The sequence below is a fragment of the Rhodococcus wratislaviensis genome, from assembly GCF_900455735.1.
In the GTDB taxonomy this organism is placed as follows: domain Bacteria; phylum Actinomycetota; class Actinomycetes; order Mycobacteriales; family Mycobacteriaceae; genus Rhodococcus_F; species Rhodococcus_F wratislaviensis.
In genome coordinates, this window is the sequence record NZ_UAUI01000024.1 from 81,073 (window position 1) to 98,328 (window position 17,256).

General features: G+C 65.9%; 15 protein-coding genes. 5 read left to right on the forward strand and 10 right to left on the reverse strand.

Annotated features, from left to right (window positions below; genetic code table 11):
* Window positions 1–81: 81 nt before the first annotated feature.
* On the forward strand, window positions 82–975 hold the full coding sequence (locus DTA22_RS26075; RefSeq protein ID WP_012690836.1) for a LysR family transcriptional regulator: 894 nt from the start codon (window positions 82–84) through the stop codon (window positions 973–975).
* Window positions 976–979: 4 nt separating this feature from the next.
* On the opposite strand, the gene DTA22_RS26080 is transcribed toward DTA22_RS26075, so the two are convergent.
* From DTA22_RS26080 to DTA22_RS26125, 10 genes are all read right to left on the reverse strand, one after another.
* Window positions 980–1,462, reverse strand: a complete 483-nt coding sequence (locus tag DTA22_RS26080; RefSeq protein WP_005567250.1) for a carboxymuconolactone decarboxylase family protein — start codon at window positions 1,460–1,462, stop codon at window positions 980–982.
* Window positions 1,463–1,611: 149 nt separating this feature from the next.
* Complete coding sequence (locus DTA22_RS26085) at window positions 1,612–1,830, reverse strand: hypothetical protein (RefSeq protein ID WP_112301412.1); 219 nt, start codon at window positions 1,828–1,830, stop codon at window positions 1,612–1,614.
* 63 nt (window positions 1,831–1,893) lie between these two features.
* Complete coding sequence (locus tag DTA22_RS26090; RefSeq protein WP_112301413.1) at window positions 1,894–2,838, reverse strand: PDR/VanB family oxidoreductase; 945 nt, start codon at window positions 2,836–2,838, stop codon at window positions 1,894–1,896.
* Window positions 2,828–4,030: an aromatic ring-hydroxylating oxygenase subunit alpha gene (locus tag DTA22_RS26095; RefSeq protein WP_052033496.1), complete on the reverse strand. Its 1,203-nt coding sequence runs from the start codon at window positions 4,028–4,030 to the stop codon at window positions 2,828–2,830. The genes DTA22_RS26090 and DTA22_RS26095 overlap by 11 nt, the downstream gene beginning before the upstream one ends.
* A 115-nt stretch (window positions 4,031–4,145) precedes the next feature.
* Entirely contained in the window at window positions 4,146–4,901 is a 756-nt protein-coding gene (locus DTA22_RS26100; RefSeq protein WP_112301414.1) for a VOC family protein, read from the reverse strand.
* Window positions 4,898–6,046, reverse strand: coding sequence for a PucR family transcriptional regulator (locus DTA22_RS26105; RefSeq protein ID WP_052033497.1), 1,149 nt, complete (start codon window positions 6,044–6,046; stop codon window positions 4,898–4,900). Before DTA22_RS26105 ends, DTA22_RS26100 begins: the two co-directional genes overlap by 4 nt.
* Window positions 6,047–6,286: 240 nt before the next feature.
* Window positions 6,287–7,177: a LysR family transcriptional regulator gene (locus DTA22_RS26110; RefSeq protein ID WP_160118534.1), complete on the reverse strand. Its 891-nt coding sequence runs from the start codon at window positions 7,175–7,177 to the stop codon at window positions 6,287–6,289.
* Window positions 7,178–7,262: 85 nt separating this feature from the next.
* Window positions 7,263–8,798, reverse strand: a complete 1,536-nt coding sequence (locus tag DTA22_RS26115) for an APC family permease (protein ID WP_112301416.1) — start codon at window positions 8,796–8,798, stop codon at window positions 7,263–7,265.
* A gap of 198 nt (window positions 8,799–8,996) precedes the next feature.
* On the reverse strand, window positions 8,997–10,328 hold the full coding sequence (locus DTA22_RS26120; RefSeq protein WP_037238225.1) for a flavin monoamine oxidase family protein: 1,332 nt from the start codon (window positions 10,326–10,328) through the stop codon (window positions 8,997–8,999).
* Window positions 10,329–10,491: 163 nt separating this feature from the next.
* Window positions 10,492–11,970 (reverse strand): aldehyde dehydrogenase family protein, encoded by a 1,479-nt coding sequence (locus tag DTA22_RS26125; RefSeq protein ID WP_112301705.1) that lies wholly within the window; start codon window positions 11,968–11,970, stop codon window positions 10,492–10,494.
* Between the two features lie 376 nt (window positions 11,971–12,346).
* Here DTA22_RS26125 and DTA22_RS26130 point away from each other — a divergent pair, with 376 nt between their 5' ends.
* From DTA22_RS26130 to DTA22_RS26145, 4 genes are all read left to right on the forward strand, one after another.
* The gene (locus tag DTA22_RS26130) at window positions 12,347–13,291 is read left to right on the forward strand and encodes a dihydrodipicolinate synthase family protein (RefSeq protein WP_037238171.1); all 945 of its coding nucleotides are present in this window, start codon (window positions 12,347–12,349) and stop codon (window positions 13,289–13,291) included.
* 5 nt (window positions 13,292–13,296) lie between these two features.
* On the forward strand, window positions 13,297–14,976 hold the full coding sequence (locus tag DTA22_RS26135) for an NADH:flavin oxidoreductase (RefSeq protein ID WP_112301417.1): 1,680 nt from the start codon (window positions 13,297–13,299) through the stop codon (window positions 14,974–14,976).
* Window positions 14,966–15,718 (forward strand): SDR family oxidoreductase, encoded by a 753-nt coding sequence (locus DTA22_RS26140; protein WP_158461277.1) that lies wholly within the window; start codon window positions 14,966–14,968, stop codon window positions 15,716–15,718. Before DTA22_RS26135 ends, DTA22_RS26140 begins: the two co-directional genes overlap by 11 nt.
* Window positions 15,719–15,908: 190 nt before the next feature.
* Window positions 15,909–17,219, forward strand: coding sequence for an MFS transporter (locus DTA22_RS26145; protein WP_112301706.1), 1,311 nt, complete (start codon window positions 15,909–15,911; stop codon window positions 17,217–17,219).
* Window positions 17,220–17,256: the final 37 nt, after the last annotated feature.

Consider the following 17,256-nt stretch of genomic DNA (forward strand, 5'->3'; position numbering starts at 1 on the left):
GCGGTCTCGGTCGGCGCCTTCCGGGTGGGCTAGATTGAGTCTTCGGGCTCGGGCCCACCTCGAGGCAAAGGAGTGGATCGGATGTTCTCCCTCGCGCGGCTGTCGTGTTTCATCGCCGTCGCGGAGGAACTGCATTTCGGTCGCGCCGCAGAGCGCCTGCACATGACGCAGCCACCGCTGAGCCGTCAGATCCAGCAGCTCGAAAGCGAACTCGGTGTGCAGTTGATCGACCGCACCAGCCGATCCGTCACCCTCACCGCAGCCGGTGCGGCGTTCCTCCCCGATGCCCGGCGCATCCTGAGTCTGTCGGAGAGTGCCGCCCTGACTGTGCGGCGCGTACCCGCCGGCGACCTCGGCACCGTCGTTGTCGGGTTCACCGGAGCATCCGCGCACGCGGTGCTGCCGAGGTTGCTCGAGGCCGCACGCGACAGGCTGCCGGACGTGAAAATCGTTCTGCGGGAGATGGTCACCTCCGTGCAGATCGAATCGCTGATCAGCGGTGAACTGGACCTCGGGCTGATTCGTCCCATCCTCACCCGTCCCGGAATCGACACCCGCCCCATCCACCACGAGCGGCTCGTCGCCGCGCTGCCCGCCGGTCACCCCCTCGCCGACGCCGAGCAGTTGGCGGTGGAGGATTTCGACGATCAACCCGTCGTCATGTACTCGCCCGTCGATGCGCGGTACTTCCACGAACTGCTCATCAGCACGTTCACGATCGTCGGTGCCTCCCCGCGCTATGTCCAGTACGTCACGCAGGTGCACACCATGCTGGTGCTCGTCCGTTCCGGGCTGGGCATGGCCCTCGTCCCCGAATCCGCGCAGACGATGCACCCGGAAGGGGTCGTGTTCCGCCCCGTCTCCGCGATCCGCGACCGGCCCGTCCAGATGAACGCCGCCTGGCGCTCGGACAGTCGGAACCCCGCGCTGCGCAGGCTCATGGAGGACGTTCTCCCGCAGCGGGAGTGGGAGTGAGTGCTTACAGGGTGAGCTTGCACGTCTGACCGATGTCGAGCACCCGCAGCACCCGGCCCGTCCCCAGCCACAACGCGCACGACAGCGCCAGGTCGGTCAGGATCTCGTCGGAGAAATGTTCGTGACACCGCGCCCAGAAGTCCTCGTCGTCGCGGAGTGCCGTGTGATCGGTGGCGAACCGGTGCGCGAATTCCGCCGCGGTCCGCTCCTCGGCGCTGTACCCCGGCCACGACTCCCACTCGAGAACGTGATCGTAGAAGTGCTCGTCGATCCCCGCATCGGCGCCGCTCCTGTCGCGGGTGCCGAGGCACACGGCGCACTCATTGGCCTCCGCGACCGCCATCCGCGCGATCTCCCGGACCCGTAACGGTAACCGGTTCCGGTTGTACACGGCGTCCGTGAAAGCCCCGAGCGCACCACCCAGCTCGGGCGAGATCGACAGCCAACCTGCCACGTCATCGTCACTGTAGCTACCTACTCGACTCATCCCCGAATGCTACAGCGGCAGGTATCGCGGGCGGAAGATCTGACACGTGTTCTATGTGGTGATCTCATGCTGGTGGGACGCGATATGCCGCGGCGAGACGGCGAGGGGTAGTGCAATCCGCTGTCGCGGACGCTCGAATGCGACCGTGCCTAGTCCGGACACATCGCCGCGAGTTTGAGGGCGCACAACTCGTCGAGCCGGCGTCGGACGCTGTCGTTCACGCCGTGGTGACGTGTGAGGAGACGTTGCAGTTGCCGGTAGAACACGGCCGGGAAGACGCCGAACTCGGGCAGAATGTGTTCGTCCCCGCCTCCGAAAGGCGCCCACTTGACCGCGAAGTCGAGCATGGCCAGTTCGTCTTCGGTCACGTCGTCTCCGTTCTTTCCAGTCCTGATGTACGGGTGTGCAGGACCCCGCCCCGGTGCCCGGCGCTACAGGTCGAGGACCAGTCGTGGTCCGATGGCGCGGGAGACGCAGATCATCATCGACGTGCCTGCCTCCCGTTCGTCGTCGCCGAGGAGAAGGTCGCGGTGGTCGGGCACCCCGTCGAGCACCTTCGTCTCGCAGGTGCCGCACAGCCCCTCTCCGCAGGAGGTGGGGACGACGACGCCGACGTCGGCCAGCGCGTCAACGATCGACCGGCCCGGCGCCACGGAGCAGACCACGCCACTGCGTTCGGCGACGACGGTGAACGCGGCCGTCGGCCCGTCGGTGATTGCGCCGGAGAACCGCTCCAGGTGCAGTGACCCCGGGGGCCACGGCTTGCACAACTGCTGCACGGCGTCGAGCAGGCCGGTGGGGCCGCAGCAGTAGACCTCGGTGTCCGGCAGAGGTGTGCCCAGCAGCGCGGGCAGGTCGAGGCGCCCGAGTTCGTCCTCCGGGACCAGCTGGACCCGGTCTCCGTAGCGCTGTAGCTCGCCGGCGAAGGCCATCGAGTCGCGGTTCCGCCCGCCGTAGACGAGCTTCCACTCGCGTCCTTCCCGCTCGGCTTGTCCGATCATCGCGAGAATCGGCGTGATTCCGATTCCGCCGGCGATGAACAGGGCTCGGTGCCGGGCAGCGAATGTGAAGTTGTTGCGCGGGCCCCGAACGGCGACCTCGTCGCCGACGCGAAGTCGGGTGTGCACGTGCTCGGAGCCACCGCGGCTCTGCGGCGCGCGCAGCACCGCGATCTCGTAGGCCGCATCGTCCCGTGGGTCACCGCACAGCGAGTACTGGCGCACCAACCCGTTCGGCAGCAGCACGTCGATGTGCGCTCCGGGCTCCCAACCGGGCAGCGGTGTGCGATTGCGACGCTCCAAGCGCACCTGCCGCACACCCGCTGCCAGTGAGACGACGGCGGTGACCTCGAGAGAAAACTCGGAGTCACTGGTCATCGCGGCCGCCGAAGGAGATGGCTTGTGCGATGTCCCAGCGCCCGGTGAGGTAAGCGGAGGCGAGCTGGGCCTGGAAGGCGCGGACGCCGTCCTCGCGCGCGTCGAAGGGCCCGGGCCGGTAACCGTTGCTCAGCAGGCCCTGGTACACGGACTCGCAGGCCGCGAAGTCCTGGCGGTTGGTGATGTCCCAGAACCCCGCGGCGTACGAGGGGTCGAAACCCGGACGCTCGGCCACGTGGCGGGGGAACAGCCAGGAGCACTCCACGAATGTCTCACCGGGCGAGAGCGGCACCAGACGGTGGGTCATCACGTAGTCCGGCTGCAGGGTGAGCAGCAGATTGGGTGCGAGCATGAAGTAGATCGTGCGTCGGGCCTGCTCGTCGCTGATCCCGGCGATGCGCTCCCCGCCGCTGCGGCCGTCGAGGCTCATGGTTTCCGCATTCTCGCGCAGCTCCAACGGTCCGCCCAGCCACATACCCGTGTGCCGCAGGCCCATCGCCGTCTCCGGCGGGCTGACCCGGCAGAGCTCCGGGTGGATCGAGGGGCAGTGGTAGCACTCGAGGTAGTTCTCGATCACCAATTTCCAATTGGTCTGGAGCGTGTAGCTGTGAGACTCGCCGACGACCATGTCCGTGGGATCCCAGGGGGCGACGACCTCGGTCAGATTGCCGACCCACTCACCGAAGTCGGGGGCATCGTCGGAGGCGTTGACGAAAATCCAGCCGAACCACTCGACTGCGCGCAACCCGACAAGCGGCCATTCCTCCTTGGCGAAGTTCTCCGTACCGGTGAACTGAGTCGCGGAGCGGAGGTCACCGTCGAGTTCGTAGACCCACGAGTGGTAGGGGCAGTGCACCACCCTCTTGTTGGTGCACGAGTCCACCGGCAACAGCTCGTGCCCCCGGTGCCGGCACGCGTTGTAGAAGGCGTGGATGGCGCCGGCGGCATCGCGGGTCAGCAGGATCCCCTGGGTTCCGACCCGGACGGCGCGCTGGTCGCCGGGGGTGCCGACGTCGCTGCTGCGTCCCACGCAGACCCAAGCGGCCTCCAGCAGGTGCTTACGCTCCCAGTCGAGGACATCGGGGGACAGATACGCTTCGGCCGGAAGCGTCCGTGCGTCGGAAAGTTGTTCCCGGAGCACGTGGTCCAGCGCAGCAGCAGCGAGGGGTGCGGGCGGGAGGGTGGTGGTCATGTCGTCTCCATCGTCGGGAGTGCCGGATCAAGTGACAATGAACTTAATCACTAATTCAGCCCGCCAACATATGCGTGTGCACAGTTTGACTAACGCTGCCTGTGCGTGACCACAGTCAATGGGTGCTGGATACGTACCGTCTGAGGAGATCGTCGGAGGCCGGCGTCTGGATTCCGAACGCCACCCCGTACGGGTCGGCGAGGATGGCGAAGGGACCCATTTCCGATTCGGTGGCCGGTACCCGGACCCGCGCGCCGAGGTCGCTCAGGCGGGCGACCTCCGCTTCCAGGTCCAGGACTCGCAGGAAGGGGATCCAGTGCGGCGCAACGGCAGACGGCAGGACGTCGAGCATGTCCACTACGCCGGCGCCTGGACGGTCTGCGAACACCAGGAGGCGGTAGTTGCCCGGGCCGGGCGCCGGCTCGTCGATCACCTGGCAGGACAGGGCCTGGGCGTAATAGGTTGCGGCTTCTTCGGCGAGCGGTGTGTACAGATCGACGAAGGCCACGTCCCCCAGTTGCTGACTCGACGGTCGGGGCCCGGTCGGGTCTGTCAGGGCGAACAGTGCCCCGTCGGGTGCGGAGTACACGGGCTGGTGCCGACCGTCGACGGGCACGGTGCCGGCCGGGCGGGCGCCGAGGTCGAGTGCCCGGCGGCCGGCACCGGCCGGGTCGGTGGTGCTGAAGCAGGGCACCCAGCATCCGGACGGTGGCGCGGGAACGTCGTCGGCCGGCACGAACGAGATGCGTTGTCCGGGGCTGTCTCCCGCCGGTTCGTGGTTCATGGCGAGGGTGTAGAAGGCGCGACTGGCCGGTGTGTCACCGCCCACGAAGAGGACGGTGTCGAGGGCGATCTGGGCGTTTCCGGTCATTCTGGGCCCCGCCCGTCGAGTAGTGACGACAGGTCGGCGGCGGAGCCGAGTTCCCAGCCGGTCGTGGCGAGCCAGAAGTGTGTGCGGCTGCTCGGCGAATCGATATCGCGGCCGGTGAGCTCCTCGATCAGTTTCAGCCGGTTGCGTAAGGTGTTGCGGTGCACGAATAGTGCCGTCGCAGTCGCGGCCGGTGCGCAGTCCTCGGCCAGGTAGCGGCGGAGCGTGGTCACGAGCGAGGTGCCGTTCTTCCGGTCGTATTCGAGGAGTGGCGCCAGTGCCTCGGCCGCTAGATCGCCCAGTGGCATCCCGGCCTCGATACTGGCGATCAGCAGCGCCGTGGCGAGGTCCTGGATCCGGTGCACGTGCACACCGTGGCCCTCGGCCAGGGCGTTGCGCGCCTCGAAATAGCCCAGCCGAAGACCGCGGACCCCGACGCGCGCCTTGCTCACCCCCACGCGGGCGTCCGGTCCCAGGCTGGTGAGGTGCTCATGGCACAGTTTGGCCACGAACAGTCCAGCCCCTTCCGGGACGACCAGGACGACGCGGTCGTGCACGATGGCACGTAGGTGCGGGTCGTGCTGCTGGCTCAGCAGGGTGTGCAAGTTCCACGGGTAGGAGCGGAGCCGTCGAGGCGGACAAGCCACGGACCCGACGACTACCTCGTGTGCCCTGCCGGCGTCCAAGCCGTGCTCGCCGAGCCGCCGCGCGGCCTCCTGTTCACTGGACTGACCGGCGATGACGTCCTCCAGTACCTGGCCGAGCAGCTCCCGTCGCCCGCTCAAGACGGCGTGCCGGCGGGACAGCTCGATGCCGGCCAGCGTCGCGGCGAACGCGAGCAGCGCCGGTGGGATGTCCTGTCCCCGTGCGCACAGCACCGCGACCGGCTCGCCTTCCAGCTCCACCGGCCGGAGCATGCAACCGGCCACCAGCTCCCCGGACTGGGGAGAGGCGGCAACCAGTTCCTCCGCCGACCACTCCGACCGCGCAGGCACGCTGACCAACACTCCGCCGCGGAGATCGATCACGGCCACCGGTGCGGCCGAGAGCCCGTGAAGCGCGGTCACCAGCGCATACAGCGGCCGCTCGGCGGTCAGCGCGTCGGCCAGGACCCGATGGTCGGCGAGGTCAGGGTCGGCCGACGTCATAGCGTGCATCCTACGCACGGGCGACGTGGGCCACGCCAGTCGATGTCGGCGCGGAATCGGTGGACGATTCCTCCACGAACCGCGGAGCCGAACGCGGAAAAGTGCGGGCTACTCGACGTCGACACGATCGCCGCTGCGGTTGAATTCAGAGTGCCGCCGATACCACCGGAGGCGTTGTCCGCGAAGAATGCGGGCAAGCGCGGCCTCCGCCGGGCACGGGCATGCCGACTTCTCGCTCGTTCAACGCGGCTCCATTTCCGAGTTGGCGAGACCCGCGTCGAGGACGGCCTCGCGCAGGAATCGCAGGACCTTCCGAGTGATTTCCCAGCGCAGCTGGGCGGCAGGCAGGACCGTCCAGTAGTGCCCTGTGTACGTGACCTCCTCGGGGAGGACCCGGACCAGGGACGGGCGCCTCTGTGCGATGTAGGAGGGCATGACGGCAATCCCCACCCCGGCCAGGGCGGCTTCCTCGTGTACCAGGAGGTTGTTGGACTGTAATCGGATGATGTTGGGCAGCATCGGCCTGAGAGCCACAAAGTCGGGCACGGCTGCGAGGGGGTCCTCTGCGTACCAGCACAGGACGTGCTGTTGCAGGTCCTCGATCCGTCTGATCTCGGCGTGTTCGCGCAGGTAGTCCTCGGTAGCGTAGAGCCCGATCTCGTAGGTGACGAGTTCCTGAATCCTGACCCGGGAAGACGTGGGTTTGGTGCGGACCACCGCCGCGTCGTAGGACACTCCGTCACGGCTCGCGAGGGAATCCGCGGTCACGATACGCAGGACGACCCCGCTCTCGGCGATCAGGCGACCGCAGCGCGGCGCCAGGACTGTCGCCGCGAATCCGTCCGGGGCGAGAATGGTCCATTCCTCCGGGCCCGAGACGATCGGGTCGCCGTCCGCGAACACATCGACACCGAGGGAGACCATGCGTGCTGCCGGCAGGAGACCTTCGCCCGTGGGTGTCAGCTTCCACCCAGTCCCACTTCGGCTGAAGAGTCGAGTGCCGAGCGCTTTCTCCAGTCGACTTATCCGGCGGCTGACGGTTGTGTAGTCGACCCCCAGTTCCTGGCCGGCGCGGACCAGAGTCTTGGCTTCGGCCACGACGTGGAAGTACTTCACGTCTTCCGCATCCACTCTCAACCGGTCCCTCATTCTGCTCTCACTTCGATGCGTCCCCGACTGTCGGCGCAACCTGCCGGTCATCGTCCTCGCAGGGTCCTCACAGAGGTTCCTTCTCGAGTTCACTCGGCGTCGTCGAGTCACGGTTCGTCGAGTGGGTGGGAGAGGAATGCATCTGCCGCATCTCGTGCTCGAGGGCGATGGCGTCGGCGCCCTGGGGCATCGCCGGAGCGGGAAGTCGCCACAGCATGGGAAGTTTGTCCTGGACCACGCGCCGATACGCATACAGCACGACCGAGAACAGCAGGACGGCCACCGCGATCACAGACTCCCGGGCGCCGCCGTAGCCCAGCAGTTCGGGATTCAGGACACCGATCGCGGTGATGAAGACGTTGAACGCCACCAGGACTGCCACGACGGGAATCCACGCGCGGTGTCGTCTGATCGGCCGCGGCCAGTTGGGTCGGTCCCTGCGCAGCAATATGAAAGCCGACAGTCCCAGGATGATCGACAGCAGGTAGCCGAGGTTGCTCGCCAGCAAGATGCTCACCGGGTGGCCCACCAGGACCATGACGGTCGCGTTGAGGAGCACGTCCAGGGTCAGGGACCGGCCAGGCACACCCCACCGGTTGACCCAGTCGAGTTGCTTGATGGTCATGCCTTCCTGCGCAAGCCCGAACAGCGCGCGGCCCCCGTCGGCGGTCGTGGAGATGATAGAGATCAGCAGGGCCGACGCGATCACGATCGTTCCGATCCAGGCCGCGCCGCCGAACGCCTGCTCGAATGCCACGGCGACATAGTTCACCGGGTTGTCTCGGACCACGCCTTCTCCGAGACCACCCGCGAGGGCGGTCGGGACGACGACGAACAGCACGATCATGAACAGCGAAATGCGCGACATGGCCTTCGACGTATCGCGGGCGGTGTCCTTGTATTCGGGTGCGAACGAAGCAACGATCTCGCCCGCGTAGATCGTCCACGCGGTCACGTAGAACACGACAGCGACTGTTCGCCAGTCGCCGGCGACCGACCAGGACAAGTTGGCCGTCGACCAATGGATCGACGGGCTGACCAGGCACGCCACCGTTATGACGGCTAGACCTGCGACAACCAGCAGTCCGAGCACCTTGTTGACCGTGGCGCCGAACTTCAAGCCGAAGTAGTTGAAGGCCCAGGCGAACAGCATGGCACCGAGAGCGAAGAGGTGCTCGAGCCCGAGGTGGTTGCCGAAGATGCCGAAGGCGAGGGTGTTGTCCTGGAACCAGGTCGCCTCGATCAATTCTCCGAAGACGACCGAGGCCATGGAGATGGACAGTGACCAACCGAGCCAGTAGCCGAACGCGGCGATGGCTCCGAGTGGGGCGAAGTACTTCTTCCAGCCCTCGATGGCATAGCGTGCGACTCCTCCGGAGTCGCGGGGGAACATCGCCGCCATCTCCGCGAAGACCTGGCATTGCAGGAAGCTGATCACCGCTCCGATGAACCAGACGGTAATTGCGGTCCAGGCGCCGACGACGCCGAGAAGGTAGCCGAATGTCACGAACAACCCAACTGGCAGGGTCAGCGCCATGGCCATGCCATCGCGCCAGGTGAGCTTCTTGGCGAGTCTTCGATGGTCCATGCTGTCTTCGGTCATGTCTCGTCCTTCGTTTTATTGTCCCCCGGTTGATAGGTCGATGCGATCGCCTGGATCGGACCATCTGGTGACCTGTATGGGCAGCAGGGCCGGGACGGCAGGCCGCCGCCGGCGTCCCGGCCCTTTCATGCCCAGGCCTTCACCCCTGACTGCGCGTCCATCCGAGTCGCGCGAAAGTGGTACAGACCGTGACCGGGGTCAGCTGGGATTCCCAGAGATCCGCGCGTGAATCTCTCGATCAGCCCGGATTCCGGATTCGATCGCGCCATCGATGAACCCGTTCCATCCATTGGCGAGATCCGAACCGGCAAAGAAGACCCTGCCCTCGGGCTTCTGTAGCTCCGCGAGCAACCTCGTTGTCTGGCCCGGTCTGAACATGCACCACGTGCCGCGCGAGAACTCGTCACTTGCCCAGTCATGTCCGGTGGTGGCGACGACTTCCAGATCCCCGAACAGCTTTTGGAGTTCCGCACCGACTTGGTCGATGTCGCCGGCGTTCAAATCAGCTCCCTCGGGGCCGAATGCGATGAGCAACTGACCGTCATCGAGGACCTTGTCGGTCACGACATAGTTGATCAAGTGGTTCTCCGGAGCAACAGCGAAGAACGGCTTGGGCAAGTCCCCTCGAACGTGCACCCACGCTTTCGAACCACGGCCGGGCTGGCCCTCGGAAATCCCCGCTTGTTTCGCGGCGGACAGTGGGGGACTGAAGTCAATGGCACCGAAGGTATTCAATGGTGCCGCGACGACCACATACCGAGCCCGCAAGGTATCCCCTTGTCGAGTGGTCACGACCACGCCGTCATCCGATTGTTCCACCGCGGCAACCGGAGTGCTCAGCCGAATTTCGGCTGAGGAGTCGTCCGCTATGGCCTGGATCAGAGATCGTGTTCCGTTCTTGAGTTTGTAGCGCCCGACCGTATCGAATACTGCATTGATATCGAAGCCGCTGAGCGCATACCAACGCAGCGCGGCAACGAGGCCGACGTCTCCGCACGGCGCGGAGCCCATGGCTGTCCACAAGCCGTTGGCCAGATCTTTCTCTTCGGGGGTCAGGTCGAGTCCGTCGATCCGATCCTGGATCGACAACTTGTCGATCACCTCTAACGCATCCTTGTGGAAGAAGGGCTCGAAAGGTCGCTCGAGTACCTCCCGAGCGTCCTGAACGACCATCTCCATGAGGGACTCGATGGCCGACGAGGCCTCCTCGTAGGGAACGCTCTTCCGCCGGCCGCCAGTGACCGTGGCCGCGATCTCGGGCGCGGACACCCCAATTGTTTCGACGAGCTCGAGGTTGTAGCGAGAGATCTCCGCGAACGCATGTGGCTGGAACCAATGGACCCACGTGCCCCCCAACTCCAGAGAGTGTCCCGGCAGGGCGTCGTCCTTGTACCAGGTTCTGCCGCCGATACGATCCCTGCCTTCCAGCACCACCACGTCGTACCCCCGGCGGCTGAGTTCCCGAGAGGCGGTAATGCCGGCGAAGCCGGCTCCAATGATCACAACATCACACGACTGATTGTTTCCCATGTCCTCATCCACTGATAGAAAGAATGTGTTTATCGGTGACAAACCGATGTGGTCGCCTTCGGAACGAAGTCAAGTCCCGGGATCGGGGACTACTGTCCTCCGGTTGTCTCGCTCGGCCCTCGAATATGCGCTCCCTCTTTCGCTCCCTCTTTTCACGAAAGCTTCAGTCCCCGTTCTTGACGATGTGAATGACGCTGGTGTCGGTGAACTCCAGGAGCCCTTCCATGCCGAACTCGACGCCGAGACCCGATTGCTTGCGTCCGCCGAAGGGAACGTCGGGCAGAACGGCGCAATGCGTATTCACCCAGACGGTTCCGCTCTCGAGGCGCTGCGCGACAGTAGTGGCGCGCTCCACGTCGGTGCCCCACACCGAATTGCCCAGACCGTATTCGGTCCCATTGACCCGCTCGATGACCTCGTCGAGGTCGTCGTACTTCAAGATGGCCCGGACCGGCGCGAACGTCTCCTCGGAGACGAGCGGACTGGCGTGGTCGATGTCGCGGACGACGGTGAGCTGCACGAAGTAGCCGGGGGTGTCGAACACGTGGCCGCCGGCGATGATCTTCCCGTCACGCGCTGCGATGTCGAGCGCCGTCTTGGCAGCCTCCAACTGCTTGGGGTTCTGCACCGGACCGTATTCGGTGTCCGGGTCGAGCCCGTGTCCGACCTTGGCGTCGGTGGCAAGCCTGGCGAACTCCTCGCAGAACTCGTCGTATTGCGAAGCGTGCACGAAGATCCGCTTGATGTTGATGCAGACCTGGCCGGAGTTCCAGAAGGCCCATTCGAAGATGCCTTTGGCGACCTTCGGTACGTCTGCGTCGTCGAGCACGACAGCTCCGTCGTTTCCGCCCAACTCCAGGACGACGCGCTTGAGGGTCTCGGCGCTGCTTGCCATCACCTTGCGGCCCGCAGCGGTCGAACCGGTGAAGGAGATCTTGTCGACCTCGTTGTGGGCGGTCAGGTAGGGGCCCAGATCGCCGCCGTCGCCCACCACGTTGACCACTCCCGCCGGAACCAGATCCTGGAGCATCTCACCGATCAACATCGCGTTGAGCGGCGTGGTCGGTGCTGGTTTGATCACTATCGTGTTGCCCGCAAGCAATGCCGGCGCCACCTTGTAGATGGTCTGGAAAAAGGGGAAGTTCCACGGGATGATCCCGAGCACCACGCCAATGGGCTTGCGGTGGATCTCGATCCGCGAGTCCTCGTCGTCACGCACCACCTCGGGGTCGAGGCGCAGGTCGGCGATGTGACGCATCCAGATGAGGGCCGAGTCGACGTCACCGTCGGCCGAGGCGGCCGGCTTGCCTGTTTCCAAGGTGATGACCCGCGAGATCTCCTCCCGCCGCGCCTCGATGCGCTGCGCGAGCTGGTGCAGGATTCGTGACCGCTCCTCCACGGTGGTGTTCTGCCACTCTCCGAAGGCGCGGGTCGCGGCCTGGTATGCCTCGTCGGCCTGCTTCTCATCCGCGACCGGTGCCGTCGCAATGGCCTCACCGGTTGCCGGGTCGAGGACCGGCTGACTCGATGCCCCCTCGACGAGCTGCCCATCGATCAGCTGCTTGAAGGTCTGATCTGCCAGGTCGGCCATGGCGACCGGAGTGTCCATCTGGAGGGGTGCGGGCGGTGGGGCGGTGGTCATGTCGTCGTCTCCATCGTGGGGGAGGGATCTGCCATTCAGGGGCATCGTCGGCCGCACCTGGATCGTCGGATGCGGAGTGCGCAGCACCGGCGGACCGTCGATAGGTGAAGGTGATCTGCTCGGCTGGATCAAGTGACAATGAACTTAATCACTAATTCGACCCGACAACATATGCTCGTGCACAGTTCGGAACGAACATTCTGTGCGCAGCCACACTCGGGTGGCGCGAGATGAGTGCCGCGCGAAGTGGCGGACCCGGAACCCATCTCTGACCTGCGATGTCTGCACGAATGCATATCGCCGTGCAGGACTGTCCCTTGTTCGGCAACCGCGCTCGTTCCTACCTTTCTTCCAACCGCAGCAGAAAGGGAACATCATGGTCCAGAGCGACTCAGTCTCGTCAGTGCGTGGTCTGATTCCAGCCCACCTCACTCCGATGTCGAGGGGCGGAGCGATTCACTGGGATGCACTCACCACTCACCTCCGGTGGCTGGCGGCAATACCGGGAGTCGAGTGGATCACCACCACTGCCCACGCCTCGGAGGTCGCGACCCTGACCACCGAGGAACGGCAGCGGATGATCGAGCATGCCGTCTCCGTGGTTCCGGAATCCATTGGTGTGGTTGCCGGCGTCTACGACGACGGCAGCGCCCGGGCCGCTGCCGAGGCGCGACGTTCGGTCGAGTCCGGAGCGAAGGCGCTCTTGGTGTTCCCCTCGGGAGTCTTCGCCGGAGGGTCGCAGCGGCGCTCGGAATCCCAACGCTCCCACTATGAAGCGGTCGCTGAAGCCGTGGACGTGCCCCTGATCATCTTCAAGTATCCGGTCGGCAACCCTCTCACGCTGCCGCTCGAGACCACGCTGGAAATCTGTCAGACCATCCCGACCGTGGCGGCCATCAAGGAGTGGTCCTACGACATCGTCGAGTACGAGGACACGTGGCGGGCGATCAAGGCCGACGCTCCCCACGTTTCGGTCCTGAGCAGCTTCAGCCGCGCCCTCTTTGCATCCCTTCTGGTGGGCAGCGACGGTGTGCTGAGTGGTCACGGCAGTATCGTCGCGGATCTGCAGAGTGAACTCCTTGCCGCAATGCAAGAGGGAGACCTGACCGGTGCGCGGAAGGCCTGGGATCGCATCTACCCCCTCGCCGTTGCCTGCTACGCCGATCCCTTCTTCGATCAGCACAATCGGATGAAGGCGGCCCTGGGCATCCTGGGTCGAATCCCGCGCGACGCCACATATGTGCGGCGCCCCTTGGTGGAGGTCGACGACGCCGAGCTCGCCACACTCGAGGCTGCCTGCGTCAGCGCTGGGCTCGTGTAACGGCTATGTCCTACGTCCACCTCTTCAGTCCGAGCGCGATCGGCGGCGTCGAGATCCGTAACCGAGTCGTGTTGCCCAGCATGACCACTCGGCTGGCCACACCCTCCGGAGAGGTCACGCCGGAGCTCGTGAGCTACTACCAGGAGCGGGCCAGGGGTGGCTGCGGTCTCGTAATCGTGGAGATGGCCTCGCCGCAGCGTCGCGGTCGGCACCGAGGGCGCGAGCTGGGCATCGACTCGGACGAGTACATACCCGGGTTGCGCTCCCTCGTTGCAGCCATCCACGAGCAAGGGGCCCGGGCCGGCATCCAACTCGGTCACGGCGGAGCGCGGGCGCTCCCGACGGAACTCGGTGGGCGCCCCCTTGCCGCGACCGCGGGGCCGGTGCCGGTGTTCGAGACGGCCCGCTTCGTGAACTTTCCCGAGCTCTTCGACGAGGACTCGCTGGAGCAGCTCGTGGTCGATCACGTCGACGCGGCAAGACGGGCTGAGGAGGCAGGGTTCGACGTGGTCGAGCTTCACGGCGCCCATGGGTACCTGCTGGCGCAGCTGATCAGCGCCGACGAGAATCGGGTGCTGCCGGACGCCGCGGCCCGGTACGACTTCCTCGCGTCATTGGTGCGCCGCATCGTCGACGCCGTCGGAATTCCCCTGAGCTATCGCCTCAGCGGTCAGGACTACTACTCGGCCGGACAAACCGTGGACGACTCGCTCGCGTTCCTTCCCTACCTGGAGGACGCCGGCGTCTCCGCCGTCTCGGTGACCGGCGGGCACTACAAGTCCGTCGATCCCGAGATCATGATTCCGCCGATGCCGTACGAGGACGGCGTATTCCTCGACGCGGCCCGGATGGTCAAGGCGCGCACGCGCCTGCCCGTCATCGCGGTCGGGCGGGTGAACACCCCGGCCGTGGCCGAGGACGCGCTCGCACAGGGGTGGGCGGACTTCGTCGCCGTGGGGCGCGGCCAGATCGCCGATCCCCACTGGGCGCGCAAGACGCAGCAACAGCAGCAAGTGCGAGAGTGCTTGGCGTGCAATCACTGTGTGCGGACCATGCGCTCGGGTAAACAGCTGGCCTGCGCGGTGAACCCCACCGTGACGACCACCGACCGGCCTGCCGCTGGAACCGCTGCGCAGCGTCGACTCGTGTTCGGTGCCGGGCCTGCCGGCCTGACCTACGCAGTCGAATCGGCACGAGCGGGACACGAGGTGTATGTCATTGCACGGGACCGCACCTGGAAGGCGGCGGCAGCGCCCACCTTCAACGGCTACCGGCCTGATCGACAGCGGATGCACCGCTACTTCGACGGACTGTGGAAGGAGGCCGTCGACGCCGGCGTTCACATCGCCCCGGAGGGGGAGCGGGAACCACCGCCCGAATGGCGTACCGACATCGACGTCGTCGCCGACGCCAGGGGCGCCACCTACGTGGGCAACCTCGGTCCTCTCGTCCGCATCCTCATCCGAGTCCTGTCCCGCGTACCCCTGCCGAAGCGGCTGATGAAGAGCGACTGGCTCCACCACATATTGCTCTACGACCTGCGCAACCCCCGGAGCAAGGAGCCGATCCGCATTCCGGGAGCTCGCACCATCAAGATCGGCGACGCGGCACAGCCGGGCGAGCTGGCCGCCGCCGTGCACGACGCATACATCCACGCTTGGAAGGAAGACAATGATGACCAGTAACCCGATGCGGTGCATCGTCACCGGGGGCAGCCAAGGCATCGGCGAGGCCATCGTCGAGAAACTCCTGTCAGATGGAGCTGCTGTCGCCGTAATCGACCGGCAGGAACCCACTGCCCGGCTGAAGGGCCGGGTAGCGTTCGCCGAGTGCGACGTGAGCGATTCCGCTGCTATGGAGGCTGCAGCTGCGGCACTGACAGATGCATTGGGAGGGCCACCCGACACGGTGGTCGCAAATGCAGGCAGGTGTGTATCCGGTCGGTTGGCGAGCGACCCGGTCGACAACCTCGTCAACCACTTTCAGATCAACACCGTGGGGGTGCTCAACACGTTCCGTCCCCACATCTCCCCTATGCGCGCCGAAGGGGGCGGGTCGCTGATCGCGATCACCTCGAACTGTGCGCACAAGCCCCGCCTCGACCTCGGCGCCTACTGCGCCACCAAGGCCGCCACCAAGATGATGGTCGAATGCCTCGCACTCGAGCTCGCAGCTGACGGAATCCGCGTGAATGCTGTCGCTCCGGGGTCCTGTGACACCGAGATGCAGCGTCGTCAGTGGGAGGAGCTCGGTGTCCCGAAGGATCGACAGGTCGTCGGCGACCTGACGTCCTATCGATCCGGCATCCCGGCGGGCAGGCTGGCGGCGCCACACGACATCGCACAGGCTGTCGGCTTCCTGGCCTCACCGGCTGCCGAGTTCATGCGTGGTGTGACGTTGGTCGTCGACGGCGCGCAGTCACTCTGATCCGACAAGACGACGACGCGCACCATCGATCGTCCTCGCCACCACGATCACGCCCACCGGCCGGAACCGACCGCGAGCAACCCACGTCTCCACACGGGGGATTGCTATCCCCTGCCGGGAACTCCGGCGCCCAGGGAACCACCGAGTGCACCCGGAAACGGGTCCTCCCTACATCCTCGGAGAGTTCGTCATGACCGACACCCAGGACCCCACGGCGAACTCCGTGGCCGCGTCGCAACGCGGGACGGCCTCCCCGCCGTCCACCCGCAGGGCGATGCTCGGCCTCGGCCTCGGCAACACCCTCGAGTGGTACGACTGGATGGTCTTCGGTCTCCTCGCCGCGTTCATCGGGCCGCAGTTCTTTCCATCGCAGGACCCGATGTCGTCCACCCTCGACGCGCTGGCCGTCTTCGCGGTCGGGTTCTGCGTCCGGCCGCTGGGCGGGGTCCTGCTCGGTAACGTCGCCGACCGCGTCGGCCGTCGCCAGGTGATGCTCTGGTCGGTCGGCATCATGGCGGTCACCACCCTGAGCATCGCGCTGCTGCCGTCCTACGACTCGATCGGCGTCTGGGCCGGAATCCTGCTGCTGGCATGCCGGCTGCTACAGGGCCTGTCCACCGGTATCGAGGCGCCGCTGTCCACGGCGTACGCCGTGGAGCTGATGCCGGCCGGACACGAAGGCCGGGCGGCCGGCTACATCAGCTTCTTCCAGAACTTCGGCATCCTGCTCGCCTCATTGGTCAGCTTCGCGACCAGCTACGTCATCGGGGGCGACGCCATGTCGACGTGGGGCTGGCGGGTCCCGATGCTGGTCGGCGCCGCGATGAGCTTCTTCGTGCTCTACCTGCGGCGTGCTCTCCCCGAGACGCTGTCGGAGGAGGAGAAGTCCGAACACACGTCGGGCACGTGGGAGGGCGTCCGACGGCATTGGCTCGGCCTGGCCGCGATCATCTTCGTCGTCGGCGCCGCGCAGGCCTACAACTACGCGTGGAACGTCGGCCTGCCCAGCGTGGCCCGCGGCGCCTACGGCGAGAACCCGACCACGATCTTCGCCGTCACCAGCGTGCTCGGTGTGATCATGCTGGTCGGGTCGATCGTCACCGGCCGGATCGCTGATCGGGTGCGCCTGTCCCGCGCATTCGTGGTCACCCGTCTCGCGGTCGTCCCCGTCATCTTCCTGATGCTGCTGTACGCCGGCCCTGGCTTGCGCACCTTCACCGTGGTCCTGCTGCTCGGCGGAGTACTGCTGGCGGCGAACATGACGCTCTACAACGTCGTGTCCACGTCGCTGATGCCCAAGTACTGCCGGGCGACCGGCACCGGGCTGGGCTACGGTGTCGCCGTCGCCGCCTTCGGTGGCACCGCGTCCTATCTGATCGTCTGGCTGCAGAGCCGTAACTTGTTGTGGGCCTTCCCCGTCTACACCGCGCTTCTGTCGGTCATCAGCGCTGTCCTGTACGTCGCGGCCCGTCGCCACAGCGGCACATTCGCCGGAGATTGACCACCGACGCGATGAACACGAGGACCCTCGGCAATCC

Excerpts from the sequence above, each read along its gene's own strand:
- DTA22_RS26115 (WP_112301416.1), bottom strand. The coding sequence starts at position 8,798 with ATGACCGAAGACAGCATGGACCATCGAAGACTCGCCAAGAAGCTCACC.
- DTA22_RS26090 (WP_112301413.1), bottom strand. The coding sequence starts at position 2,838 with ATGACCAGTGACTCCGAGTTTTCTCTCGAGGTCACCGCCGTCGTCTCA.
- DTA22_RS26130 (WP_037238171.1), top strand. The coding sequence starts at position 12,347 with ATGGTCCAGAGCGACTCAGTCTCGTCAGTGCGTGGTCTGATTCCAGCC.
- DTA22_RS26135 (WP_112301417.1), top strand. The coding sequence starts at position 13,297 with ATGTCCTACGTCCACCTCTTCAGTCCGAGCGCGATCGGCGGCGTCGAG.
- DTA22_RS26120 (WP_037238225.1), bottom strand. The coding sequence starts at position 10,328 with ATGGGAAACAATCAGTCGTGTGATGTTGTGATCATTGGAGCCGGCTTC.
- DTA22_RS26125 (WP_112301705.1), bottom strand. The coding sequence starts at position 11,970 with ATGACCACCGCCCCACCGCCCGCACCCCTCCAGATGGACACTCCGGTC.
- DTA22_RS26100 (WP_112301414.1), bottom strand. The coding sequence starts at position 4,901 with ATGACCGGAAACGCCCAGATCGCCCTCGACACCGTCCTCTTCGTGGGC.
- DTA22_RS26080 (WP_005567250.1), bottom strand. The coding sequence starts at position 1,462 with ATGAGTCGAGTAGGTAGCTACAGTGACGATGACGTGGCAGGTTGGCTG.
- DTA22_RS26145 (WP_112301706.1), top strand. The coding sequence starts at position 15,909 with ATGACCGACACCCAGGACCCCACGGCGAACTCCGTGGCCGCGTCGCAA.
- DTA22_RS26140 (WP_158461277.1), top strand. The coding sequence starts at position 14,966 with ATGACCAGTAACCCGATGCGGTGCATCGTCACCGGGGGCAGCCAAGGC.
- DTA22_RS26095 (WP_052033496.1), bottom strand. The coding sequence starts at position 4,030 with ATGACCACCACCCTCCCGCCCGCACCCCTCGCTGCTGCTGCGCTGGAC.
- DTA22_RS26075 (WP_012690836.1), top strand. The coding sequence starts at position 82 with ATGTTCTCCCTCGCGCGGCTGTCGTGTTTCATCGCCGTCGCGGAGGAA.
- DTA22_RS26105 (WP_052033497.1), bottom strand. The coding sequence starts at position 6,046 with ATGACGTCGGCCGACCCTGACCTCGCCGACCATCGGGTCCTGGCCGAC.